Below are 22,924 nucleotides of genomic sequence, written 5' to 3' on the forward strand. Positions count from 1 at the left end.
ATTTCAACTTACGTAGGTTTAGACACGCAACGCCTGCGCCACCGCCTCCGCCACCTTGATCCCGTCAACCGCCGCCGACAAAATCCCACCGGCATAGCCAGCGCCTTCGCCCGCCGGGAACAGGCCTGCGGTATTGAGGCTCTGGAAGTCGTCGCCGCGCGTGATGCGCACCGGGGCGGAGGTGCGCGTCTCCACGCCGGTCAGCACCGCGTCGGGATGGTCATAGCCCGGGATCTCACGCCCGAACTGGACCAGCGCCTCGCGCATCGCGGTGATCACGAATTCGGGCAGGCACAGCGACAGATCGGTCATCGTCACGCCCGGGCGATAGGAGGGGGTGACGCTGCCGAGCTTGGTCGAGGGGCGACCGGCGAGGAAGTCACCGAGCAATTGCGCGGGCGCGTGATAGTTGGAACCGCCCGCGACGAAGGCGCGTTCCTCGATCTGGCGTTGCAGCGCGATTCCCGCCAGCGGATGCTCGGGATAGTCACGCTCGGGGTCGATGCCGACCACCATCCCAGAATTGGCATTGCGTTCGTTGCGCGAATATTGGCTCATGCCGTTGGTCGCGACGCGGCCTTCCTCGGAGGTAGCCGCCACCACCGTGCCGCCGGGGCACATGCAGAAGCTGTAGGCGGTGCGCCCGTTCTTGGCATGGTGCGAGATGTGATATTCGGCCGCCCCCAAAATCGGGTGCCCGGCATTGGGGCCGAAGCGCGCCTGGTCGATCCACGATTGCGGATGCTCGATGCGTACCCCGATCGAAAAGGGCTTGGCCTCGACATGCACGCCCTCGGCATGAAGCATATGGAAGGTGTCGCGCGCGCTATGGCCGACCGCGAGCACGACCTGTTCGGCGGCGAGATAATCGCCGGTGTGCAACTGCAGCCCGCGCACGCGCCGCGCGCCTTTGTCGTCGGTGGCGACATCGATGCCGTCGACGCGGGTCTCGAAGCGATATTCGCCGCCCAGCGCCTCGATCGTCGCGCGCATGCTCTCGACCATCGTGACCAGGCGGAAGGTGCCGATATGCGGGTGCGCCTCGGTCAGGATTTCGGGCGGCGCGCCGGCTTTGACGAATTCGGTCAGCACCTTGCGGTCGAGATGGCGCGAGTCCTTGATCCGGCTGTAGAGCTTGCCGTCGGAAAAGGTGCCGGCGCCGCCTTCGCCGAACTGCACGTTGCTTTCCGGGTTGAGCACGCTGCGCCGCCACAGGCCCCATGTGTCCTTGGTGCGTTCGCGCACCACCTTGCCGCGATCGAGGATGATCGGGCGGAAGCCCATTTGGGCGAGGATCAGCCCGGCGAACAGCCCGCATGGCCCTGCGCCGATCACCACCGGGCGCGGGCCGCTCCAGCCTTCGGGGGCCTTGGCGACGAATTTGTACGCGGTGTTGGGGGTCGGCTGGACATGCTTGTCCTTCTTGAAGCGCGCCAGCACGGGCGCTTCGTCGCGGACGTTCACATCGACCGAATAGACCAATTGGATGTCGGTCTTGTCGCGCGCGTCATGCGCCCGCCGGGCGATGGTGTAGCGCACCAGATCGCGTGGGGTGATGCGCAGCCGCTGGCGGATCGCGGCGGCGAGTTCTTCGTCGGCGTGGTGAAGCGGGAGCTTGAGGTCGGTGATGCGCAGCATCGCGCCGCCATAGCGGGGAAGCGAACTTTCGGGAACCGCGTTCCTCCCCGGCACGGGGAGGGGGCTCACCGCAGACGGTGCGCTCGCGGAGGTCCCCCTCCCCGTGCGGGGGAGGATAACGTTAGATCACATATTCGACCGTGCGGCGCTGAAGTTCATCCGCCATCACCGCTGCACGCTTTTCGACGATGCGCTGGTTCAGGCGCAGCACGGTCTGGCTGCCGGTGGTCTTGAACGCGGCGGGCACGAAGGCGTGGACCAGGCACGCCAAGCCGCCGCCAACCAGCTCCATGCCAAAGCGCGAGGCAACGCCGAAATGCTCGGCATAGCTCTCGCCAACGGCTGCGGGGTGATCGAGGAACAGGCGGCGAAACATAAAGCGGCTCCTTGGCAACTCAGGCGACCTTGAGCGCGATTTGTGGCAGCATGTCGGCGGCCAACTGGCTCAGCGTGTCGTCCCGCGCCCCCATTACCACAATCCGGTCGCCGGGTCGCGCTTGCTCGACCAGCCAGGCGGCGGCCTGTGCGCGATCGGCGATGTGGTGGGCCTGCGCACCGATGTCGCGGGCGATATCGGCGCTGGTCACCTCGCGCGCGACGGTGCCGCCTTGATAGACCGGATCGGGCAGCACCAGCAGGTCGTCGGGGGCGAGCGCGCGGCGGAACATCGCGACCAGTTCGGCGCGCATCACTTTCAGCGGGCCATAGCCATGCGGCTGAAACAGCACGCGCAAGCGCCCCGGAAAGGCGTGCAGCGTGGCCAGCGTCGCGGCGATCTTGTCGGGGTTGTGTCCGAAATCGTCGATCACGGTGACGTCGGCGCTGGTCCCGACCAGTTCGAAGCGACGCTTGAGGCCGGTGAAACCCGCAATAGCGGCAATCGCTTCGGCCAGCGACACGCCTGCCGCGCGCGCCGCGCCCAGCGCCGCCAATGCATTGGCGACATTGTGCCGACCTGGCACCGAAAGCCGCACCGGATATGTCGCGCCATCGACGTGCAGATCGAAGGTGATCGCGAAGGGTTCGGGCTTCAGGTTGTGCGCGCTGAGATCGGCATCGGCTTCGACTGCGAAGGTGACCAGTCGCGCAGGATCGAGCGCCGCCGCCAGTGCCGCCGCCTCGGCATCACCGACGTTGAGAATGGTCGTCTCCGCTTTCGCTGCGAAATCGGCGAACAGCGCGCGCAATTCCTCCAGCGACTTGTGGTCGAGGCTGACATTGTTGAGCACCGCGATTTTGGGCGTGTAGAGCGCGATCGAGCCGTCGCTCTCATCGACTTCGCTGACGAAGGCCGGGCCATTGCCGACCAGCGCGCTGGCAAAGGGCGCGTCGGGCGAGGCGAAATTCTTCATCACCGCACCGTTCATCACGGTTGGATCGCGCCCGCAGGCGTGGAGGATCCAGCCGATCATGCCCGTCACGGTCGATTTGCCGCTGGTGCCGGCCACGCCGATCGGCAGCTCGCTCGCGTTGAACAGGGATGCGAGCAATTGCGGGCGGCTCAGCCGCTGCGCGCCGACGCGATCGGCGGCGACGATGTCGGCAACGCTCGGCTCGACCGCGGCCGAGGCGACGACGATCTGCTCGGCCGAGGTGACGCCCGAGCCATCCTGCGGGAACAGCGCCACGCCCTTGGCGGCGAGGTCGGCGAATTTGGCGGGCAAACGCCCGGCATCGAGCGTGCGGTCCGACCCCGCGACGCTGGTCCCGCGTCCGGCCAGGATCATCGCCAGGGGCATCATGCCGCTGCCGCCGATCCCGACGAAGAAATAGGGGGCGGAAAAGGAGTGTTTGCCGTTGCTCATGACAGCGGGCTATCGCGGGGCGTCGGAAAGCACCACCCCTCCCGTACGTTTCGAGCGTAGTCGAGAAACCGGGCGGCGAGGGGCAGGTTTCTCGATTGTGCTCGGCAGAGATGGGCTCGAAACGAACGGTGATGGCATGAAGATTGGGGTGGTGGCACCGGCACGCGGGATCGATGAAGCGCTGGCATCGCGTGCGCTCGGGCTGGCGGCGGTGGCGATGCCCGAGGTCGATCTGGTGTTTCACCCGCAATGCTTCCTCAGCGAAGGGCATTTCGCCGGATCGGATGCGGTGCGCGCGGCGGCGTTTCTGGAGGTTGCCAACGACCCTGCGTTCGACGCGATCTGGTTCGCGCGTGGCGGCTATGGCTCCAACCGCATCCTGCACAGCGTGATGCCGCAACTGGGCGCGGCGGCGCGGCGCAAGACCTATCTGGGGTTTTCCGACATGGGGTTCCTGCTTGGCGCGCTCTATGCCGCCAGGATCGGGCATCCGGTGCACGGCCCGATGGCGTCGGTTGCGGGCAGCGGCGATGGCGGCGCGGCGTTTGCGCGGTCTTTGCTGTGGCTGGCGAAGAAGGATCGCAGCGTGCTGGAACCCGGCCTCGACGGCCGACCGGCGGCGGCGTTCAACCTTGCGATCCTGACCGCCTTGATCGGCACGCCGTGGCTGCCCGATCTTACCGATCATGTGCTGATCGTCGAGGAAGTGTCCGAGCCGCTCTACCGCGTCGACCGGATGTTGTTCACGATGGCGCACGCCACGCAGTTGAAGGGACTGGCGGGGGTGCGGTTGGGTCAAGTCAGCGAAGTGGTGAACAATGATCCGCCCTGGGGTGAAAGCCTTGAGACGATGATCACGCGCTGGTGCGGCGAGATGCGCGTGCCCTATCTCGGGCGCGCCGAGATTGGCCATGTTCGCAACAATCGCGTGGTGCCGTTCGGGGTGGCCTAAGCGGCTCGCGCAAAGGCCGGTCGGTCGTCGTCATTGGCGGAGGGCGGAGCCGCGCGCTTGCCGCGCCGCCGCTGCGCGCGCGGCGCGCGGTGCGGCAGGAACCGAGCGATGAGCGTGCGCCAGCCCGCGCCGCCGCGCGTGGCGGTGGCGACCACCGCCGTGGTCAGCACGATGTCGATATAGGTCGACACGTCCCACAGCACGACCAACGCCATGTCCAATGGCCCGGCCATCGCCAGCAGCTCGGTACCGGCGATCAGGATGATGCTCATCAGGATCAGAAAGAGGATATGGCGGCGCTCGATCCTGCCGAGCCCCTCGCGCGCGGCTGCCACCGCCGTGTCCAGCCACCGCGCTATCGCGGTTTCGGGGAAAACCCGCAGCACGATCATGGCACCCAGCAGCAGTCCGGTCAGCATCATCATCCCCCCTGGCGGAGTGAGTTTAGGTATGCCCAGTCCACGAAGCAATCCGCAAGAAAGCCATGATGCTCCGATACTTCGAGGATATGGAATAGCCCAGGCGGATCATAACGACTCCGAAATTTCCATCTACAATACAAAAGGCAGCTTTCGCCACCGCGTGGGGGATATCCCTTTAACACTAAAGAATGAATTCGGGAGAAGTGCCGTGTATTGGTTTAAGGCGTCCGCGCCGATACGTTTGAAGTTGCTATTGGCTTTTGGATTTTTCGTTGGCCTTTTGGCTCTGACCACCTGCACCCTATGGATGTATCCCAAGAACGCGTTACTGGTCGGCATCGTTGCGACCGCAGTTGGCCTCGTCATGGCGCATCTTTTCCGCGAGGCGATCGCCGGACCCTATGTCGCGACCGTCGGGCGCATGGAGGGGCTTGCCGCTGGTGACCTCGACTCGCCGATCGAGTTCACCGACTTCACCGACTGTGTCGGGCGCATGACCAAGGCGATGTTCACGTTTCGGGAAAACGCCCAGAAGCAGGTCGTCATGAACCAAGAGCTGGAACGCAATTCGGAAATCAACGCGGTGGTCACCAAGACGATGGTCGGCAAGCTCGGGCGGCTCTCCGATGGCGACCTTACCGTCGATATCACGGAGAATTTCCCCGCAACCTACGCGCCGATGAAGAGCAGCTTCAACGAGGCGCTGGGCAACCTTCGCGAGCTGCTCGCCTCGGTGAAATCGAGCGCCAGCAATATTCACAGCGGCTCGAACGAAATCGCCCAGGCGGCAAACGACATCGCCCGCCGCACAGAGAGTACGGCGGCGAGCCTGGAGCAGACCACCGCCGCGATTCAGCAAGTCGATTCGCGGCTCAAGGCGACGGCACTCGCCGCGTCGCAGTCGGTGGAAACGTCCGAGGAGGCCAATGCCGCCGTGCTCGAAGGGCGCGGTCGCACCGATGCCGCCGTGCAGGCGATGACCCGCATGCTCGACAGCGCCAAGGGCATTGACGATGTGATTGGCGGGCTCGACAAGATCGCGTTCCAGACGCGCGTCCTTGCCATGAATGCGGCGGTGGAAGCCGGGCGGGCGGGCGATGCAGGCCGTGGCTTCGCGGTGGTGGCCGATCTGGTGTCGGCGCTCGCCATGCGCGCCGAGGAAGAGGCGAAGCGCGCGCGAGACCAATTGGGCGTGACGCGGATTGACATCGGAGCCGCCGTGGATGCGGTCCAGCAAGTGGACGAGGCGTTCGGCGTCATCCTCACCTCCGGCGACCGCGTCGCCGTGCTGGCCAAGCAGATCGCCAAGGATAATGAGGCGCAGGCGGGCGCGATCACCGAAGTGAGCAGCGCTGTCCACGCGATCGACCGGTCGACGCAGGAAAATGCCGCGATGGTTGAGGAAACCTCGGCGGCGGCCCGCAATCTGACCGGCGAGGTCGGGCAGTTGTCTGCCCAGGCCGACCGTTTCCAGGTCGAGCAGGGCCGACGGATGCCCTCGTCGACCGCGCTGTTGGCAACAGCGGTCAGCGGGAATTGCTGACGGGACCGGCGGGCAGAGGGTGACGGATCGCGCGCGCTTGCTTATATCGACCAGCCCGGCTTAAGCGCCGGGCTCCTATAAGCCAAGAAAGATCCCATCCCGATGTCCGCCCTGTTCCGCATCTCGCTGCCCGACGGTTCCGTCCGTGAGGTAGCCCCGGGGACTACCCCCGCGGATGTGGCCGCAGCGATCGGGCCGGGGCTGGCGAAAGCGGCGATCGCCGCGCGCGTCGATGGCGAATTGCGCGACATTATGCGCCCGTTCGAGGGCGACAGCGCGCTGGCGCTGGTGACCGCGAAGGACGAGGCCGACGCGCTGGAACTGGCGCGGCATGATTATGCGCATGTGCTGGCCGAAGCGGTGCAGAACCTGTTTCCGGGGACGCAAATCACCTTCGGTCCCTCGACCGACGACGGCTTTTATTACGACTTCGCGCCGAAGGATCGCCCGTTCGCTGACGAGGATCTGCCGACGATCGAGGCCGAGATGCGCCGCATCATCGGCAAGGACGAGCCGCTGATCCGCGAAGTGTGGAGCCGCGCCGACCTGATCGCGCGCTGGACCGCGCAGGGCGAAAGCTTCAAGGCCGAATGGGCCGCCGAACTGCCCGAGGGCGAGGAACTGACGGTCTATAAGGCTGGCAAGGGCGACGATGCGTGGCTCGACATGTGCCGCGGGCCGCATCTGGCGTCGACCGGCAAGCTTGATCCGCAGGCGTTCAAGCTAACGCGTGTGAGCGGCGCTTATTGGCGCGGCGACCAGAAGAATGCGATGCTCAGCCGCATCTACGGCACCGGCTGGCTGAACAAGAAGCAGCTCGATGCGCATCTGACGATGCTCGAGGAAGCGGCCAAGCGCGACCACCGCAAGATCGGCCAGGAAATGGACCTGTTCCATCTCCAGTCCGAAGCGCAAGGCAGCGTGTTCTGGCACCCCAAGGGTTATATGCTGTGGCGCCAGCTCGAGGCCTATATGCGCCGCCGGCTCGACGCGGTGGGCTATGTCGAGGTGAAGACCCCGCAATTGATGGACGCGCGCCAGTGGGAGCAGTCCGGCCATTGGGGCAAATATCGCGAGAACATGTTCGTCGTGCCCGACGAAATCCCGGGGACCGAGGATGACGCAGCGATCTTCAGCGGCACCGCCGATCTGATGGCGCTGAAGCCGATGAACTGCCCGGCGCATGTGCTGATCTTCCGCCAGGGCATTAAGAGCTACCGCGACCTGCCGATGCGCATGGCCGAATTCGGCTGCTGCCACCGTAACGAGCCGCATGGCGCGCTGCACGGCATCATGCGCGTGCGCCAGTTCACGCAGGACGACGCGCATATCTTCGTGCGCGAGGACCAATTGGTCGGCGAAGTGCAGCAATTCTGCGAATTGCTCGACAGCGTGTACCAGCATCTCGGCTTCTCCGATTATGCGGTGAAGCTCGCGCTGCGCCCGGAAAAGCGCTTCGGCTCGGACGCAATGTGGGACAAGGCCGAGGATGAATTGCGCCAGGCGGTGCTCGGCTCCAACCTCAGCGAGACGATCAAGGCCAATTTCGAGGAATTGCCGGGCGAGGGGGCGTTCTATGCGCCCAAGCTCGAATTCCATTTGACCGATGCGATCGGGCGGACGTGGCAGGTCGGCACGATCCAGTCGGACCGCGTGCTGCCCGAGCGACTCGACGCCAGCTATGTCGGCGCGGATGGCGAGCGCCACCGCCCGGTGATGCTGCACCGCGCGATCCTCGGCACGTTCGAGCGCTTCATCGGCATCCTGATCGAACATCATGCCGGGCGCTTCCCGCTATGGCTGGCACCGGTGCAGGCGGTGGTCGCGACGATCGTGTCCGATGCGGATGGCTATGCCACCGAAGTGGCCGCGAAACTGGCGGCGGCGGGGATCCGCGTCGAGACCGATCTGCGCAACGAGAAGATCAACTATAAGGTGCGCGAACACTCGCTGGCGAAGGTCCCCAACCTGCTCGTGGTCGGCAAGCGCGAGGCGGAAGAGGGCAAGGTCGCGCTGCGGCAATTGGGCAGCGAGCGGCAGCAATTCCTGACGCTCGACGAAGCGATTGCGATGCTGACCGAGGCGGCCAAGGCACCGGACCTTTAAAATCGACGACCACCCCGGCGAAGGCCGGGGCCCAGTTGCGAAGGTTTTTGCAAGGGAGCGTAGCGCTTTCAGCATTAGCCTGTCCGGCTGGGCCCCGGCCTTCGCCGGGGTGGTATGAGGATCGAACGAGTGCACCTTTCGTTTTGCCCGAAAATCCCCTATATCAGTCCATCAACAACGACAGGAGCTACACCTATCCGTCCTCCCATGACCCGGCAGGCGCCGCCAATGAACGGCCCTCGCTTCAACGAATTCATTGTGTCGTCCAAGGTCCGCGTGATCGATCAGGACGGCGAAAATCTTGGCGTGATGTACACGCGCGAGGCGATGGAGCAGGCGCGCGAGGTCGGTTTGGACCTGGTCGAGGTGTCGCCCAACGCTGATCCGCCCGTCGCCAAGTTCCTTGATGTCGGCAAGTTCAAATATGAGGCGCAGAAGAAGGCGAACCTCGCGCGCAAGTCGCAAAAGACGCAGGAGATCAAAGAGATCAAGATGCGTCCCAATATCGATGACCATGATTACGACACCAAGATGAAAAAGGTGCTCGAGTTCATCGACGAAGGCGACAAGGTCAAGATCACGCTGCGCTTCCGCGGCCGTGAATTGAGCCACGGCCAGCTCGGCATGATCCTGCTGCAGCGCGTCCAGGCCGACGTGGCGGAAACCGCCAAGGTCGAAGCCTATCCGCGCATGGAAGGCCGTCAGATGCTGATGGTGCTCGCGCCCAAATAAGGTTGGGCGGGCAGCGCGCCCGCCCGCTTTGCGTCAGTCTGCAGGGGCCTCCCACAGTTCGATCGGACGGCCTTCCGGATCGTGGATCCGGGCAAACCGGCCCGTTGTCGGGTCGTCCCATTCGGGCTTGGTCAGCACGTCGATTCCGGCACCGGTCAGACTGGCGATCAAGTCGTCCAGGTCCGTCACGCGCAGATTGAGCATGAACTGCCGGTCTGCGGGAAAATAATCGGTATCGGCGGCGAAGGGGGCGAATATGACGGGGCCGCCTTGGGCCTGCCATGACCACGGATCGGGCGTTGCGCCCTCAACCGAAACGCAGCCAGCGCCGACGCCGAGATGATCGCGATACCACGCCGACAGGGCGTCCGGGTCGGTGCTGCGCAAGAATAGGCCGCCAATTCCAAGTACCGGCATGCAATCCTCCTTGTGACAATGTTTGCCCCGAGGCCCACGGAACGCGGCCATGGAGGCACCTCAAGATATCACCGAATACGAACCGCAAAAGCGAAAATGGGGGAGCGGAATCCCTCATAAAGCCGACGCTTCGTCCGTCATATCCGCCAAACCTACGGCTTTCGTGCCCCCCTGCTGTCGCTTGAAATCAAATCCCGCCGCTCGCCCGCTAACGCTTTACCACCGTCTATAAAGAGGGCAGGGCAAGAAGGACTATGCGATGCGTTTGAATATCGGCCGTCGACTGAATCTTCTTACTTTGGCGGCGCTGTGCGCGATGACGCTTGGTCTTGGCGTCGCGCTGCTGCGCTTGGGCGATGTCATGTTGCACGATGTCGCCACGCAAACGCGCGCCACGCTGGAAACCGCTTATGGCGTCGTGGAACAGTATCAGGCGCAGGAGGCCGACGGTCGCCTCACCCGCGAACAGGCGCAGGCGGGCGCGCTCTCCACGCTCCGCAAGATGCGCTACAACGGCAAAGAGTATTTCTGGGTCAACGATCTGTTGCCGCGCATGATCATGCATCCGGTCAAGCCGGAGCTGGAGGGCAAGGATTTGCGCCAGACCACTGATCCGGATGGTCGCTTTCCGTTTGTGGAATTCGTCAAGGCGGCCGAGCGCAACCCGGACGGGGACTTCGTCGCCTATCGCTGGCCCAAGCCGGGCTCGGACGCACCGCAGCCCAAAATCTCCTTCGTGAAGAAGTTCGCGCCCTGGGGCTGGGTGATCGGCACCGGCGCGTACCAGACCGATGCCTGGGCGGCGATCTGGGGCGAAGCCTCCTTGCTGGTTGGCCTTGCGCTGCTCGGAATTCTGGCGATGGCGGCGCTGGGTTGGTTGCTCGCCCGCTCGATCACGCGGCCGCTCAACGCGCTGACGGCGCGCATGGGGGCGCTTCAGGCGGGGGACACCGCGACCGACATTCCCGGTCTCGCCAGGTCTGATGAATTGGGCGATATGGCGCGCGCCCTCGGCACCTTCCGCGATGTGGCGGTGGCCAAGGCAGCCGCCGATCGCGCCAAGGCGGCGGAAGATATCGCGCAGCATGCGGTGGTCGATACGCTTTCACGCCACTTGAAGGCGATGTCGGATGGAGATCTGACCGCGCAGATTCGCGAAGAGTTTCCGAATAACTATGAAGAGCTTAAGCAGAATTATAACGGCGCGGTCGGTGATCTGCGCGAGCTGATGGCATCGGTCACCGATGCGTGTCACGGCATCCGCACCGGCTCCAACGAGATCGCGCTGGCGGCGGATGACCTCGCCCGGCGTTCCGAGGGCAATGCCGCCAGTCTCGAAAAGGCGTCTGCGTCGCTGACACAGATGGAGGGCGTGCTGGTGCAGACGGCGCGATCGGCGGGCCAGACCGTCGATCAGACCGAGCAAGCGGTGTCGAACGTGGTCGCCGGTCGCAACACCGCCGAGCATGCCGTGTCGGCGATGAGCCGTGTGCTGGACGGCGCGAAGGGGATCGACAGCGTCATCGAAGGCCTCGACAAGATCGCGTTCCAGACGCGCGTTCTGGCGATGAATGCGGCGGTCGAAGCGGGGCGCGCAGGCGACGCCGGACGCGGCTTCGCCGTCGTCGCCGACCTGGTCTCGGCGCTGGCAATGCGGTCCGAAGAGGAGGCGAAGCGCGCGCGTGGGCAGTTGACCGCGACCCAGGAGGACATCAGCACCGCCGTTGGTGCGGTGCAGAATGTCGATGGCGCTCTGTCCAACATTTCCGGCAGCGTGGAGCAAGTATTGTCGCTGGTGTCGCGCATGGCCGCGGAAAACCGGACACAAGCCACCACGATCAAGGAGATCGCCGGAGCGGTGAACGATATCGACCGGGCGACCCAGCAAAATGCCGCGATGGTGGAACAGACCTCCGCCGCCGCGCGCAACCTGGCGACCGAAGTCGATGGCCTCGATCGCAATGCCAGCCGGTTCAAGACCCGCGATACCGACAGCGCGCGGGTGGGGGCCAAGGTCCGCGACCATCGCGGCGATGCGGGCGGCAGTTCCGCACGGCGATCAAAGGCGATCGCATCGGGCGGATTTCAGGTGCATTGACCGGAGCGACGTGGATCGCCTACGAGACAGGCTCTCGCAGCTATCCCGCCCCGGCAGACTTTACGCCGCGTCCGTCATCCGCTCGCCCGCCGCCGCGCCGAGCAAGCGGCGCTCGATTGTCTTCAGCCGACTCGGCGCGGCAATCTTGTCGCCCGTCAAATCGGTCAGATAGAAGGTGTCGACGGCGCGCTCACCATAGGTCGCGACATGCGCCGAATGGATCGTCACCTTGGACTGGAACAGCGCGTGCGCCAGTTGGTGCAACAAGGCCGGCCGGTCGCGCGCGTTGATTTCTATAACGGTGAAGCGGTTCGACGCCTTATTGTCGATCAACACGTTGGGCGCGATCGCAAACGCTTCCGCGCGCGGGCGGGTTAGCGGCTTGGCCATCAGCCGGTCGATCATCTTGCCGCGATTGGCAAGCGCGTCCGCGATCGCCTGTTTCAGCCGCGACAGCTGCGCACTTTCGTCGAACGGGCGACCAAAGGGATCCTGTACCAGGAAATTGTCGAGCGCCATGCCGTCGCGGGTGGTGTGGATGCGCGCGTCGATGATGTTTCCGCCGCCGACGCTGATCGCCCCGGCGATGCGGTAGAACAGCCCCGGATGATCGGCGGCGTAGACGGTGACCAGCGTCGCGCCGCGTTCGGGATAGACTTGCGCGGTGATCGACAATTGCGCGTCGCCCGCCTCGGCAATCAGCCGGGCGTTGCGGGCGATCACGTCCTCGGGTTCGGCCACCCAATAAGGTTCGGGCAAGCGGCGCACGAGATGGTCGAACTGCGCCGCATCCCAGCCCAGCAGCACCTGTAACGCCTCCTGCTTGGCGGCGATCCGCTCGCCGCGCCCCTTTTGCTTGTGCCCCAGCCGCAGCACTTCCTCGGCGGATTCGTAGAGGTCCGACAGCAATTGCCGTTTCCACCCGTTCCACACGCCGGGGCCGACCGCGCGAATGTCGACGACCGTCAGCAGCAGCAACAGCCGCAGCCGCTCGGGGCTTTGCACGGCTTCGGCGAAATCGAGGATCGTTTTGAAGTCCGACAGATCGCGTTTAAACGCGGTCGCCGACATCAGCAGGTGATAGCGCACCAGCCAGGCGACGGTCTCGGTCTCGGCCGGGGTCAGCCCCAGGCGCGGGCACAGCCGGTGCGCGACCTCGGCCCCCAGCACCGAATGATCGCCACCGCGCCCCTTGGCGATGTCGTGCAGCAGCACCGCGACAAAGAGCGCGCGGCGCGACACGATCTGTTTCAGCAGCACCGTGCACAGCGGATGGTCGGCCTCCAGCTCGCCATGCTCGATCCGGCTGAGCAGCCCGATCGCGCGGATGGTGTGTTCGTCCACGGTGTAGTGATGGTACATGTCGAACTGCATCTGCGCGACGACGCGGCCGAAATCGGGCACGAAACGGCCGAACACGCCCGCCTCGTTCATCCAGCGCAGCACGGTTTCAGGGTCGCGCGGCGAGGTGAGCACCTCAAGGAACAGCGCGTTGGCGGTCGGATCTTGGCGGATGTCGTCGGCCAGCTTCGCGTCGCGCGCGGCGGCGCGCATCGCCAGCGGATGAATTTCCAGCCCGTGTTTGTCGGCGAGCGCGAACAGCTCGATCAGCCGCACGGGCTTCTCAGCAAGAAAGCCGTCATTGGGGATGGCCAGACGACCGCGCGTAAGGGTGAAGCCGTTCAGCTTGCGTGGGGAACGCCGCAGCGTCGGAAAGCCGAAGCGCCGCCCGCGTGCCGCGAATTTCTCATCGAGATGCGCCAGGAACACACCGGTGAGGTCGCCTGCGGTGCGCGCCTGCAGGAAGTAATAATGCATGAAGCGCTCGACCTTGGATTTGCCGGGGCGATCGGCAAAGCGCATTCGCTCGGCAATTTCGCGCTGCAAATCGAAGGTCAGCCGGTCTTCCGCGCGGCCGGAAATGGCGTGGAGGTGGCAGCGCACCGCCCATAGGAAGTTCTCGGCGCGGTAGAACTGGCGATATTCATCGTGGCTGAGCAGCCCGGCCTCGACCAGCTCGGCGGGTTCGGTGACGTTATAGGCATATTTGCCGATCCAGAAGAGCGTGTGCAGATCGCGCAGGCCCCCCTTCGCCTCTTTGACGTTGGGTTCGACGACATAGCGCGTGTCGCCCATCTTGTGGTGGCGCACATCGCGCTCGGCGAGCTTATCGGCGATGAACTGGCGTGCGGTATCGGCCTGGACCTCGGCTTTGAAGCGCCGCGCAGCCTCGTCATACAGCGCCTGGTCGCCCCACACATAGCGCGCCTCGAGCAAGGCGGTGCGGATCGTTACGTCGCTCTTCGCCTGCCGCACCATCTCGTCGAGCGAGCGGCTGCTATGGCCGACTTTCAGCCCCAGATCCCACAAAGCATAGAGCATCGTCTCGATCACTTGCTCGGCCCAGGGCGGTTGCTTGGCCGGGGTGAGAAAGCCGACATCGACGTCCGAATAGGGGGCCATCTCGCCGCGCCCATAGCCGCCGACCGCGATGATGGTGATGCGTTCGGCCGCCGTCGGGTTGCTGGCCGGATATAGCCGCTGGACGGTGAAGTCGTATAACAGGCGCAGCAATTGATCGACCAGAAAGGCCTGTCCGGCGGCCGCCTCCAGCCCGCGCGAGGGGTGTTCGATCAGCCGCCGCCCGATCTCGGCGCGGCCGGCGTCGAGCGCTTGCTTGAGCAAGACGGTTGCCGCGCTCCGCAAAGTGTTGCGATCCCCCTCGAGTGCGGCGAGCGCATCGGTGACGGTGCGCCGATCGATGATCGAACGACGTTGCGGGAGGGTTTCAAAGCGTGGCGGCATGCGTTCCAGATAGGGGGTCGGGCGATCCGCGTCCACGCGCGATGCGTATGGGGCCGTGGCCAAAGCTTGTCGTGCCGCGGTGTCATGATGCACAGTGTCGGAGGGTGGCGCGGTTTGATGGCAAGGGCCGGGATGCGCCGCGCCGCGCTTCTCGGGTGTAAGGGGCCAATGACCAACCTGCCATTCTCGCCGCTCGATCGACCGATCTGGCACAGTCTCACTGGTCGTCAGGGGGCGCTGGCGATTGGCGACGCCCGCGCGCTGCGCTTCCGGCCTGACGTCAATCTGTTTGGCGAGGCGGTTGATGATTCATCGGAGGCATTGGCCGCGCTCGCCGCGCTCGTCCCGGACGGCGGCACGCTCGGCCTGATCGGGGTGGGCCCAGCCGTGCTGCCGCCGGGGACGGCGATCGTGTCGGAGCGGCAGCTCGACCAGATGGTCGCGACCCGGCTGCACCGCGCGGCGCGCGACGTGGACATCGTGCGTTTGGGCGACGAGGATGCGCCCGAGATGCTGGCGCTGGCAACGCTGACCGCGCCGGGCCCGTTCTTCGCGGCGACGCACCTGCAAGGCGGTTATATCGGGGTGCGCCGCGCCGGGCGGTTGGTCGCGATGGCGGGCGAGCGGATGAAGGTGCCGGGTTTCAGCGAGGTGAGCGCGGTCTGCACGCATCCTGACTTTCGCGGGCAAGGCTTTGCACGGGCATTGATGGAAGCGGTGATCGCGCCGCTGATCGCGGGGGGAGAGGGGGTGTTTCTCCACAGCTATCCCGACAATCCGGCGGTCGCGCTCTACCGTGCGCTCGGCTTCGAGACGCGGCGGGAGCTGACCTATACGGTGATCGCGCGGGCGTAGATCATCGCACATCGCCGCGTGCGCTTGCCGACTGCCGCCATGGTAACGCGCCGGTAAACCCTGCCATGCCAGAAAGGCGGCGATGCAGAGTCCGCCGATCCTGACGAAAGACTGGACTCCCGGGTGGCGGACCTGGGCGATGGTCGTGGTGGTGGCCTTCACTGCGCTGACGACGGCGATTGCGCTGTACGCGCCCTATCCCTCCCCGTTCGACGAACTGGCGCACGTGTCGGTCGCGCGGGCGCAATATGACCATCCCGCACCGTTTGCCGATGCCAGCCGCTATCGCATGCTCAGCCGTGACGATCCGACGCGGTGGACGGCGGCGGGCAATTACATCAACCACCCGCCGCTTTATTACATGGCGATCGGGCAGATCCTGCGAGTCACGTCCGACGTCCTTTTCCTCAGGCTTGCCAATGTCGCGCTGGCGCTTGTGGCGCTGGTGATCGGCCTTTGGGCGGGGTTGCGGTATTTGCGGGGCGAGGGCGACCGGGCGGTGTTCGCGCTGCTGATCGCCTGTTTTCCCAAGGCACCGCTGATTGGCGGGATCGTCAACAACGACAATCTGGCGAATGTCGCGGCGGCAATAGTTTTTGCCGGCTTGACCGGTGTGGGGGGCAGCGCGTGGCTGCTTGGCCTCGGGCTGGCTTTGGCCGGATGGACCAAGCTGACTGCGCTCGTCTCGCTCGGCGCGGCGGTGATCGTTGCGCGCGGCTGGTCGCTGGTGCGGGGGGGAAGCCCGTGGCGCTTTGCCGATCTCTGGCCGATCGCGCTCGGGGCCGCCATCGGCGCGCTGCCCTATCTGGTCAATTATGCGCGCACCGGCCATCTGCTGTACGTCAATGAGGCGGTATATGGCGCAGCGCTGGCCGACCGGCCGCAGATCGATATCTGGGGCTATGCCGCCTTCTTTCTTGGCATGCTGGCGAACAAATGGCCGGCGGCGGAATATCAGTTGCCCCTCGCCGTGTCCGCTTTGCTGGCGCTGACACCGATCGCTTTGGCCGTGGTGGGGAGCCGGGCGGACCGGCGGGTCGGCGCGATCGGCTGGCCGTTCCTGGCCGCGCTGGGGGTGACGCTGGTGATCCATTTCTGGTTCGGATGGAGCGCGTTCCAGCGGATCGGCGACCAGACGATCGCGCAGTCGCGTTATTATGCCGTGCTGTGGCCGGGCATCGCACTGGCCGCGGCGAGCGGTGTCCGTGTGCTGGCGCGGCGTTCTCCGCCGATCGCAGTGGTCGCGGTGCTGATGATCCTGACCCCGACCGTGCCGGGTGGCGCGGTGGTGGCGCTGCTGCTGCGCTGACTTACCCGTCCCGCGCCAGCGCCTTCAGCCGGTAGAGCGTTTCGAGCGCCTCGCGCGGGGTGAGCGCGTCGACGTCGAGCGCCTCCACCTCGGCGCGGATCGCGTCGGCTTGCTCTTCCTCGACCTCCATCGCGGCGGCGAAGAGCGGCAGATCGTCCAGACCCGCCGCCAGCCCCCCGGTCTTGGCGCGGCCCGCTTCCAGCTTTGCCAGCACCGCCTTGGCGCGCGCGATCGTCGCAGGCGGCAGCCCCGCGAGCCGCGCGACCGCGAGGCCATAGCTGCGATCGGCCGGGCCTTCGGACACTTCGTGCAGCAACACCAGCTCGCCCTTCCATTCGCGCGCGCGGACATGGTGGAGGGTGAGCGCATCACAGCGTTCGGCGAGCCGAGTCAGTTCGTGATAATGCGTGGCGAACAGGCAGCGGCAGCGATTGTCGTCATGGATCGCCTCGACCACCGACCAGGCAATGGCGAGCCCGTCATAGGTCGAGGTGCCGCGCCCGACCTCGTCGAGGATGACGAAGCTGCGCGGCGTGGCCTGCGCCAGAATGGCGGCGGTCTCGACCATTTCGACCATGAAGGTCGAGCGACCGCGCGCTAGATTGTCCGACGCGCCGACTCGGCTGAACAGCCGGTCGACCAGTCCGAGCGTCGCGCTGGCGGCGGGGACGTAGCTGCCCGCTTGCGCCAGCACGGCAATGGCGGCGTTCTGGCGCAGGAAGGTCGATTTACCGCCCATATTGGGGCCGGTGACGAGCCACAGGCGCGAGTCTTCCGACAAGCGACAGTCATTGGCGACGAAGCGTTCGCCGCGTTTGGCCAGCGCATCCTCGACCACCGGGTGCCGCCCGCCGACAATGTCGAAACAGGCATGTTCGACCAGATCGGGGCGGGCCCAGCCGCCTTCCGCCGCGCGCTCGGCATGGCTGGCGGCGACATCGAGCCGTGCCAGCGCATCCGCCGTCGCCGCCACCGCCTCGCGCCGGTCGAGCGCGGCGGCGATCAGATCTTCGAGATGCGCCGCCTCGGCTGCGAGCGCGTGGGCACCGGCTTGCGTCACCTTGGCGGCGACTTCGTGCAGTTCGGGCGCGTTGAAGCGCACCGCGCCCGCCATCGTCTGGCGGTGGATGAAGCCGCTATCGGGCTTCATCAAACCATCGGCCGCGCGCGCAGGCACTTCGATATGATAGCCGAGCACGCCATTGTGGCGGATCTTGAGTTGGGCGACGCCGGTGCGGGCGCGATAGTCGGCCTCCAGCGCGGCGATCGCGCGCCGGCCGCCCGCGCCCGCATCGCGCAGATCGTCGAGCGCGGCGTCATAGCCCGCCGCGATATAACCGCCGTCCGAGGCGTCGATCGGCGGGGAGGGGACGAGGGCCCGGCTGAGCAAGTCGATCAGTGCGCCATGTCCGCGCAGGCGCGGGGCGAGCTCCGCCAGCAGCGCAGGTGGCGCGGCGATCGCGTCGAGCCGCTCGCCCAAGCGCCACGCGCCGTCAAGCCCGTCGCGCAACTGGCCGAGATCGCGCGGGGAGCCACGCCCCGCCGCCAGCCGCCCGAGCGCGCGGCCGATATCGGCCATGCTGCGCAGCGTGCCGCGCAGCGATTCTCGCAAGCCCGAATCCTCGGCCAGCAAAGTGACCAGATCGAGCCGCGCCTCGATCCGCGCGCGTTCCATCAGCGGCGCGCCGAGGTCGGCGGCGAGCAAGCGTGCGCCCGCTGCGGTCACCGTGCGGTCGATCGCGTCGAGCAAGCTGCCCTTGCGCGCGCCGCTCGTCGTCTGGGTCAGTTCCAGGCTTTCGCGGGTGGCGGCATCGATCGCCATATGCTGCGCGCTCTGGCCGAGACGGGGCGGGCGCAGGAACGGCATCGCGCCCTTGGCGGTGTGATCGAGATAGGCGACGAGGCCACCTGCCGCCGCCAGCGCCGCACGATCGAACTGGCCGAAGCCGTCGAGCGTCGCCACCGCGTACAGGTCTTTCAGCCGCGCTTCGCCGCGCGCGCTGTCAAACTCGCCGCGCGGGCGCAGCATCGTCGCCAATTCGGCAAAGGCGCTCGCTTCGGACGCGATCGTCTCGGCCGGGCTGAGCCGGGCGATTTCCGCGGGCAGCCCGGCAGCGTCGCAGGCGATCAGCTCGAAGCGCCCGGTCGAGATGTCGGCGGCGGCGATGGCGACCGCGCCGCCCGCTTCGCCGATGGCGGCGCACCAATTGGCGGCGCGCGCATCGAGCAAGGCTTCCTCGGTCAGCGTGCCCGCCGTCACCACGCGGACGATGGCGCGCGCCACCAAGGTCTTGCCCGCGCGCTTCTTGGCGTCGGCGGGGCTTTCGGTCTGTTCGGCGATGGCGACGCGGTGCCCGGCCTTGATCAGCCGTGCGAGATAGGCGTTGGCGGCGTGGACCGGCACGCCGCACATCGGGATCGGCACGCCGTCTTGCTCGCCGCGCGCGGTCAGCGCGATGTCGAGCACGGCGGCGGCGACCTTGGCGTCTTCGAAGAACATCTCGAAGAAATCGCCCATGCGGTAGAACAGCAGGCAATCGCTCGCCTCTGCCTTAAGCGCGAAATATTGCGCCATCATCGGGGTGAGAGCGGGGGTTGGTGCTGGCGCCATCGCCGTCTGATACCGCCCGCCCCCCCGAAAGGAAACCGCCGCGTCAGTGGCTTTGGTTGAGCGCGGCAAAGACCGCGTCATAGCGCCCCTCACGCTCGGCATCGCGCAGGAATTTGACGCGCTCGACGGCGTTTTCGGGGCCGTGCGGATTGGCGTCCAGCAGTGCCATCGTCTCGGCGATATAGGCGTCGAGCGGCATCGAATTGGGGTTTTCGGCATGACCCGGCATCAGGTCGGTCGCGACGGCAGGCGGCGCGATTTCGATCACGTCGATGCCCGTATCGGCGAGCTGCGCGCGCAACGACTGCGACCAGCTGTGGATCGCCGCCTTGGTTGCGCTGTAGGTCGGTGTCGCCACCAAGGGCACGAACGCAAGGCCCGACGACACGGTGAGGATCGCGGGGTTCGCCTGCTTGCGCAGGTGCGGCAGCAAAGCCGCAGTCAGCCGGATCGGCCCCAGTAAATTGGTCGCGATCATCGCCTCGGCATCGCTCAGATCATAAGGCTGTGCGGTCATGTCTTCGGCGCGCATGATCCCGGCATTGTGGATCACGACGTTGAGCGACGGGTGCTCGCTGGCGACCGTGCCGGCGAAGCGCGCGATGTCGGCTGCGTCGGACACGTCGAGCACGCCAGTGCAGATTCCGGGGACATCGCGCGCGAGCGCTTCGAGCGGCTCGGCGCGACGGCCAGCGACGATGACGTGGTTGCCGCGCGCCTGGAATTGCTCGGCGAGCGCGCGGCCGATGCCCGTGCCGCCGCCGGTGATGAGGATGGTGTTGCCGCTGATGTTCATGGGTATTGCTCCTGTCGTTCGGTTGACAAAGCCCCTAAAAGCTGCGCTTTCCATTGGAAAGTAGGCACGTAAAAGTGCGGTACTTACCAATAGGAAACCAATGGCCGTTTCGCACGAATATCCCGAAAATCTGGACCCGCGCGTCGAGGCCTTGGTCACCGAGGTGATCGGGCGCGTTGCCGACAAGTGGACGATGATCGTGCTCGAAGTGCTGACCGAGCATGGCGAGCTTCGCTTCTCGCGCCTCGCCCAGCTTGCCGAGGGCATCTCCCAGAAGATGTTGACCCAGACGCTGCGCCAGATGGAGCGCGACGGACTGGTGATCCGGACGATCCATCCCGTTATTCCGCCCAAGGTGGAGTATCGCCTGACCGATCTCGGCTTCACGCTTTCCGAGGCGTTTTGCGGCGTGTGGGCGTGGGCGGCGCACAATGTCGATCGCATTGCCGAGGCGCGGCGGTCCTTCGATAGTCGTAACGGCAACTAGGGCCGTTTCCTTCCGCCCAAAGTGTTTCTAAGACGACGCCGATCCAGGAGGCCTCCCCGATGACTGAAGACTCGAACGTCCAATTTTCCGAGCGCGAGGCGCTGCTGTTCCATTCGGAAGGTCGGCCGGGCAAGATCGAGATCGTCGCGTCCAAGCCGATGGCGACTCAGCGCGACCTGGCGCTGGCCTATTCGCCGGGCGTCGCGGTGCCGGTGCTGGCGATCGCCGCCGACCCGAGCCTTGCTTATGATTACACGGCCAAGGGCAATCTCGTCGCGGTCATCTCCAACGGCACCGCGATTCTGGGCCTGGGCAATCTCGGCGCGCTGGCCTCCAAGCCGGTGATGGAAGGCAAGGCCGTCCTGTTCAAGCGCTTCGCCGATGTCGATGCGATCGATATCGAGCTCAAGACCGAGGATGCCGACCGGCTGATCGACGCGATCGAACTGATGGAGCCGAGCTTTGGCGGCATCAATCTGGAGGACATCAAGTCCCCCGAATGCTTCATCATCGAGCAGACGTTGCGCCAGCGCATGAACATCCCGGTGTTCCATGATGACCAGCACGGCACCGCGATCATTTGTGCGGCAGGCTTGATCAACGCGCTGTTCCTGACCGGGCGTGACATCAAGGACACCAAGGTGGTGATGAATGGCGCGGGCGCGGCGGCGATTGCCTGTGCCGAGCTGATCAAGGCGATGGGCTTGCCGAGCGATCAGCTGACGATGGTCGATCTGGGCGGGGTGATCTATCAGGGGCGGGTCGACATCAACCAATGGCAGTCGGCGCATGCCGTCGCCACCGACAAGCGCACGCTGGCCGAAGCGCTCGATGGTGCGGATGTGTTCGTCGGCCTGTCGGCTGCTGGCGCGCTGCCGGCCGAATATCTGCTGAAGATGGCGCCCAAGCCGATCATCTTCGCCATGGCCAATCCCGACCCCGAAATCACGCCGCCCGAAGCCAAGGCGGCTCGGCCCGATGCGATCATCGCCACGGGGCGTTCGGATTATCCGAATCAGGTCAACAATGTGCTTGGCTTCCCGTTCATCTTTCGCGGCGCGCTCGATGTGCGCGCGACGACGATCAACGACGAGATGAAGCTGGCCGCCGCGCGCGCGCTGGCGGCGCTGGCGCGCCAGCAAGTGGCCGAGGAAGTGGCGGTGGCCTATGGCGTGCGCCACACCTTCGGCCCCGATTACATCATCCCCGCACCCTTCGACCCGCGGCTGATGGAGATCGTGCCGGTCGCGGTGGCCAAGGCGGCGATGGATTCGGGCGTGGCGACCAAGCCGATCCTCGATCTTGAGGCGTATCGCCAGACGCTGAAGGCGCGGCTCAACCCGACCACCTCGGTGCTGACGCTCGCATATGAAGGGGCAAAGGCGCATCCCAAGCGCGTGTTGTTCGCAGAAGGCGAAGAAGAAGTCGTGCTGCGCGCGGCGATCGCGTTCAAGGATGGCGGTTATGGCACGCCGGTGCTGGTCGGTCGCGACGACGTGCCCGAGCGGCTGCGCGCGCTCGGCGTCACCGATCCTGACAGCTATGAATTGCACAACAGCCGCAAGTCGCCGCTGGTGCCGCGCATGGTCGATTTCCTGTACGAGCGCCTGCAGCGGCGCGGCTACCTGCGCCGCGATTGCGAGCGGATGATCAACCAGGATCGCAACATCTTCGGCGCGGTGCTGCTGCAACTGGGCGAGGCCGATGCGATGATCACCGGCATCACCCGCACCTATGCCCACACCATGCGCGAAATCCGCCGCGTGATCGACCCCGAAGCGGGGCGCACGCCGTTCGGCATTCATTTGATGGTGGGGCAAAGCCACACCGTGTTCATGGCCGACACGACCGTGAACGAGCGTCCGACCGCCGAGGAACTGGCCGACATGGCCGAGCAGACGGCGTTGGTGGCCAAGCGCATGGGGCATGAACCACGCGTGGCGTTCCTCAGCTATTCGACCTTCGGCAACCCATCGGGTAATTGGATCGACAATATCCGCGGTGCGGTGCAGGTGCTCGACGGGCGCAAGGTCAGCTTCGAATATGAAGGCGAAATGGCGCCGGACGTGGCGCTCAACCCCAAGCAGCTCGCCAACTATCCGTTCGCGCGGCTGTCCGGCCCGGCCAATGTGCTGATCATGCCGGGGCTGCAATCGGCCAATATCTCGGCCAAATTGCTGCGCGAGCTGGGCGGGGACGCGGTGATCGGCCCGATGCTGGTCGGCATGGAAAAATCGGTGCAGATCGCGCCGATGACGTCCACGGCGAGCGAACTGGTGACGCTGGCCGTGCTCGCGGCGGGCGGCATCGCCCGGTAACGCGCCTTCAGCGGCACGGCAGCCGGTTGA

At 65.8% G+C, this 22,924-nt stretch carries 17 protein-coding genes; 9 read left to right on the forward strand and 8 right to left on the reverse strand.

The features are described 5' to 3' along the window. Nucleotides 1–18: 18 nt before the first annotated feature. The 3 genes from H4W01_RS02455 to H4W01_RS02465 form a co-directional block, all read right to left on the reverse strand. Complete coding sequence (locus tag H4W01_RS02455; RefSeq protein ID WP_209613215.1) at nucleotides 19–1,638, reverse strand: NAD(P)/FAD-dependent oxidoreductase; 1,620 nt, start codon at nucleotides 1,636–1,638, stop codon at nucleotides 19–21. Between the two features lie 121 nt (nucleotides 1,639–1,759). Next, entirely contained in the window at nucleotides 1,760–2,014 is a 255-nt protein-coding gene (locus tag H4W01_RS02460; protein WP_102673085.1) for a DUF6356 family protein, read from the reverse strand. A 19-nt stretch (nucleotides 2,015–2,033) separates the two neighbouring features. After that, nucleotides 2,034–3,443 (reverse strand): glutamate ligase domain-containing protein, encoded by a 1,410-nt coding sequence (locus H4W01_RS02465; RefSeq protein WP_209609764.1) that lies wholly within the window; start codon nucleotides 3,441–3,443, stop codon nucleotides 2,034–2,036. A 136-nt stretch (nucleotides 3,444–3,579) separates the two neighbouring features. Between H4W01_RS02465 and H4W01_RS02470 the strand changes: the two genes are divergently transcribed. Then, complete coding sequence (locus H4W01_RS02470; RefSeq protein ID WP_209609765.1) at nucleotides 3,580–4,395, forward strand: LD-carboxypeptidase; 816 nt, start codon at nucleotides 3,580–3,582, stop codon at nucleotides 4,393–4,395. On the opposite strand, the gene H4W01_RS02475 is transcribed toward H4W01_RS02470, so the two are convergent. Further along, entirely contained in the window at nucleotides 4,392–4,817 is a 426-nt protein-coding gene (locus tag H4W01_RS02475) for a hypothetical protein (protein WP_209609766.1), read from the reverse strand. The genes H4W01_RS02470 and H4W01_RS02475 overlap by 4 nt on opposite strands. Nucleotides 4,818–5,124: 307 nt before the next feature. On the opposite strand from H4W01_RS02475, the gene H4W01_RS02480 reads away from it, so the two are divergent. The 3 genes from H4W01_RS02480 (at nucleotide 5,125) to infC (ending at nucleotide 9,198) form a co-directional block, all read left to right on the forward strand. Beyond that, nucleotides 5,125–6,360: a methyl-accepting chemotaxis protein gene (locus tag H4W01_RS02480; RefSeq protein ID WP_334685123.1), complete on the forward strand. Its 1,236-nt coding sequence runs from the start codon at nucleotides 5,125–5,127 to the stop codon at nucleotides 6,358–6,360. 102 nt (nucleotides 6,361–6,462) lie between these two features. Beyond that, nucleotides 6,463–8,466, forward strand: a complete 2,004-nt coding sequence (thrS, locus tag H4W01_RS02485; protein ID WP_209609768.1) for a threonine--tRNA ligase — start codon at nucleotides 6,463–6,465, stop codon at nucleotides 8,464–8,466. A gap of 228 nt (nucleotides 8,467–8,694) precedes the next feature. Then, on the forward strand, nucleotides 8,695–9,198 hold the full coding sequence (infC, locus tag H4W01_RS02490) for a translation initiation factor IF-3 (RefSeq protein ID WP_231565245.1): 504 nt from the start codon (nucleotides 8,695–8,697) through the stop codon (nucleotides 9,196–9,198). Nucleotides 9,199–9,231: 33 nt separating this feature from the next. Here infC and H4W01_RS02495 read toward each other — a convergent pair whose 3' ends face one another. Next, complete coding sequence (locus H4W01_RS02495) at nucleotides 9,232–9,615, reverse strand: VOC family protein (RefSeq protein ID WP_209609769.1); 384 nt, start codon at nucleotides 9,613–9,615, stop codon at nucleotides 9,232–9,234. 259 nt (nucleotides 9,616–9,874) lie between these two features. Between H4W01_RS02495 and H4W01_RS02500 the strand changes: the two genes are divergently transcribed. Then, entirely contained in the window at nucleotides 9,875–11,713 is a 1,839-nt protein-coding gene (locus tag H4W01_RS02500) for a cache domain-containing protein (RefSeq protein WP_209609770.1), read from the forward strand. Between the two features lie 60 nt (nucleotides 11,714–11,773). Here the strand turns inward: H4W01_RS02500 and H4W01_RS02505 are convergent, their stop codons facing one another. Then, entirely contained in the window at nucleotides 11,774–14,518 is a 2,745-nt protein-coding gene (locus H4W01_RS02505; RefSeq protein ID WP_209613216.1) for a [protein-PII] uridylyltransferase, read from the reverse strand. 168 nt (nucleotides 14,519–14,686) lie between these two features. Here H4W01_RS02505 and H4W01_RS02510 point away from each other — a divergent pair, with 168 nt between their 5' ends. After that, a complete protein-coding gene (locus tag H4W01_RS02510) occupies nucleotides 14,687–15,373 on the forward strand; it encodes a GNAT family N-acetyltransferase (RefSeq protein ID WP_209609771.1) in 687 nt (228 codons plus the stop codon). Nucleotides 15,374–15,455: 82 nt separating this feature from the next. Next, on the forward strand, nucleotides 15,456–16,682 hold the full coding sequence (locus tag H4W01_RS02515) for a hypothetical protein (RefSeq protein ID WP_209609772.1): 1,227 nt from the start codon (nucleotides 15,456–15,458) through the stop codon (nucleotides 16,680–16,682). A 1-nt stretch (nucleotide 16,683) separates the two neighbouring features. Here H4W01_RS02515 and mutS read toward each other — a convergent pair whose 3' ends face one another. Next, a complete protein-coding gene (mutS, locus tag H4W01_RS02520; RefSeq protein WP_209613217.1) occupies nucleotides 16,684–19,260 on the reverse strand; it encodes a DNA mismatch repair protein MutS in 2,577 nt (858 codons plus the stop codon). A 76-nt stretch (nucleotides 19,261–19,336) separates the two neighbouring features. After that, nucleotides 19,337–20,089, reverse strand: coding sequence for an SDR family oxidoreductase (locus H4W01_RS02525; RefSeq protein WP_209609773.1), 753 nt, complete (start codon nucleotides 20,087–20,089; stop codon nucleotides 19,337–19,339). 100 nt (nucleotides 20,090–20,189) lie between these two features. On the opposite strand from H4W01_RS02525, the gene H4W01_RS02530 reads away from it, so the two are divergent. Next, entirely contained in the window at nucleotides 20,190–20,576 is a 387-nt protein-coding gene (locus H4W01_RS02530; RefSeq protein WP_010407130.1) for a winged helix-turn-helix transcriptional regulator, read from the forward strand. A 59-nt stretch (nucleotides 20,577–20,635) separates the two neighbouring features. Beyond that, entirely contained in the window at nucleotides 20,636–22,894 is a 2,259-nt protein-coding gene (locus H4W01_RS02535) for an NADP-dependent malic enzyme (RefSeq protein ID WP_209609774.1), read from the forward strand. The last annotated feature ends 30 nt before the right edge of the window (nucleotides 22,895–22,924 follow it).

This window comes from Sphingomonas sp. PL20, assembly GCF_017875905.1.
Classification (GTDB): Bacteria; Pseudomonadota; Alphaproteobacteria; order Sphingomonadales; family Sphingomonadaceae; genus Sphingomonas; species Sphingomonas echinoides.

Bases quoted from the DNA above. Each gene is read 5' to 3' on its own strand.
- H4W01_RS02455 (WP_209613215.1), bottom strand. From the start codon at position 1,638: ATGCTGCGCATCACCGACCTCAAGCTCCCGCTTCACCACGCCGACGAA.
- H4W01_RS02460 (WP_102673085.1), bottom strand. From the start codon at position 2,014: ATGTTTCGCCGCCTGTTCCTCGATCACCCCGCAGCCGTTGGCGAGAGC.
- H4W01_RS02465 (WP_209609764.1), bottom strand. From the start codon at position 3,443: ATGAGCAACGGCAAACACTCCTTTTCCGCCCCCTATTTCTTCGTCGGG.
- H4W01_RS02470 (WP_209609765.1), top strand. From the start codon at position 3,580: ATGAAGATTGGGGTGGTGGCACCGGCACGCGGGATCGATGAAGCGCTG.
- H4W01_RS02475 (WP_209609766.1), bottom strand. From the start codon at position 4,817: ATGATGCTGACCGGACTGCTGCTGGGTGCCATGATCGTGCTGCGGGTT.
- H4W01_RS02480 (WP_334685123.1), top strand. From the start codon at position 5,125: ATGTATCCCAAGAACGCGTTACTGGTCGGCATCGTTGCGACCGCAGTT.
- thrS (WP_209609768.1), top strand. From the start codon at position 6,463: ATGTCCGCCCTGTTCCGCATCTCGCTGCCCGACGGTTCCGTCCGTGAG.
- infC (WP_231565245.1), top strand. From the start codon at position 8,695: ATGAACGGCCCTCGCTTCAACGAATTCATTGTGTCGTCCAAGGTCCGC.
- H4W01_RS02495 (WP_209609769.1), bottom strand. From the start codon at position 9,615: ATGCCGGTACTTGGAATTGGCGGCCTATTCTTGCGCAGCACCGACCCG.
- H4W01_RS02500 (WP_209609770.1), top strand. From the start codon at position 9,875: ATGCGTTTGAATATCGGCCGTCGACTGAATCTTCTTACTTTGGCGGCG.
- H4W01_RS02505 (WP_209613216.1), bottom strand. From the start codon at position 14,518: ATGCCGCCACGCTTTGAAACCCTCCCGCAACGTCGTTCGATCATCGAT.
- H4W01_RS02510 (WP_209609771.1), top strand. From the start codon at position 14,687: ATGACCAACCTGCCATTCTCGCCGCTCGATCGACCGATCTGGCACAGT.
- H4W01_RS02515 (WP_209609772.1), top strand. From the start codon at position 15,456: ATGCAGAGTCCGCCGATCCTGACGAAAGACTGGACTCCCGGGTGGCGG.
- mutS (WP_209613217.1), bottom strand. From the start codon at position 19,260: ATGATGGCGCAATATTTCGCGCTTAAGGCAGAGGCGAGCGATTGCCTG.
- H4W01_RS02525 (WP_209609773.1), bottom strand. From the start codon at position 20,089: ATGAACATCAGCGGCAACACCATCCTCATCACCGGCGGCGGCACGGGC.
- H4W01_RS02530 (WP_010407130.1), top strand. From the start codon at position 20,190: ATGGCCGTTTCGCACGAATATCCCGAAAATCTGGACCCGCGCGTCGAG.
- H4W01_RS02535 (WP_209609774.1), top strand. From the start codon at position 20,636: ATGACTGAAGACTCGAACGTCCAATTTTCCGAGCGCGAGGCGCTGCTG.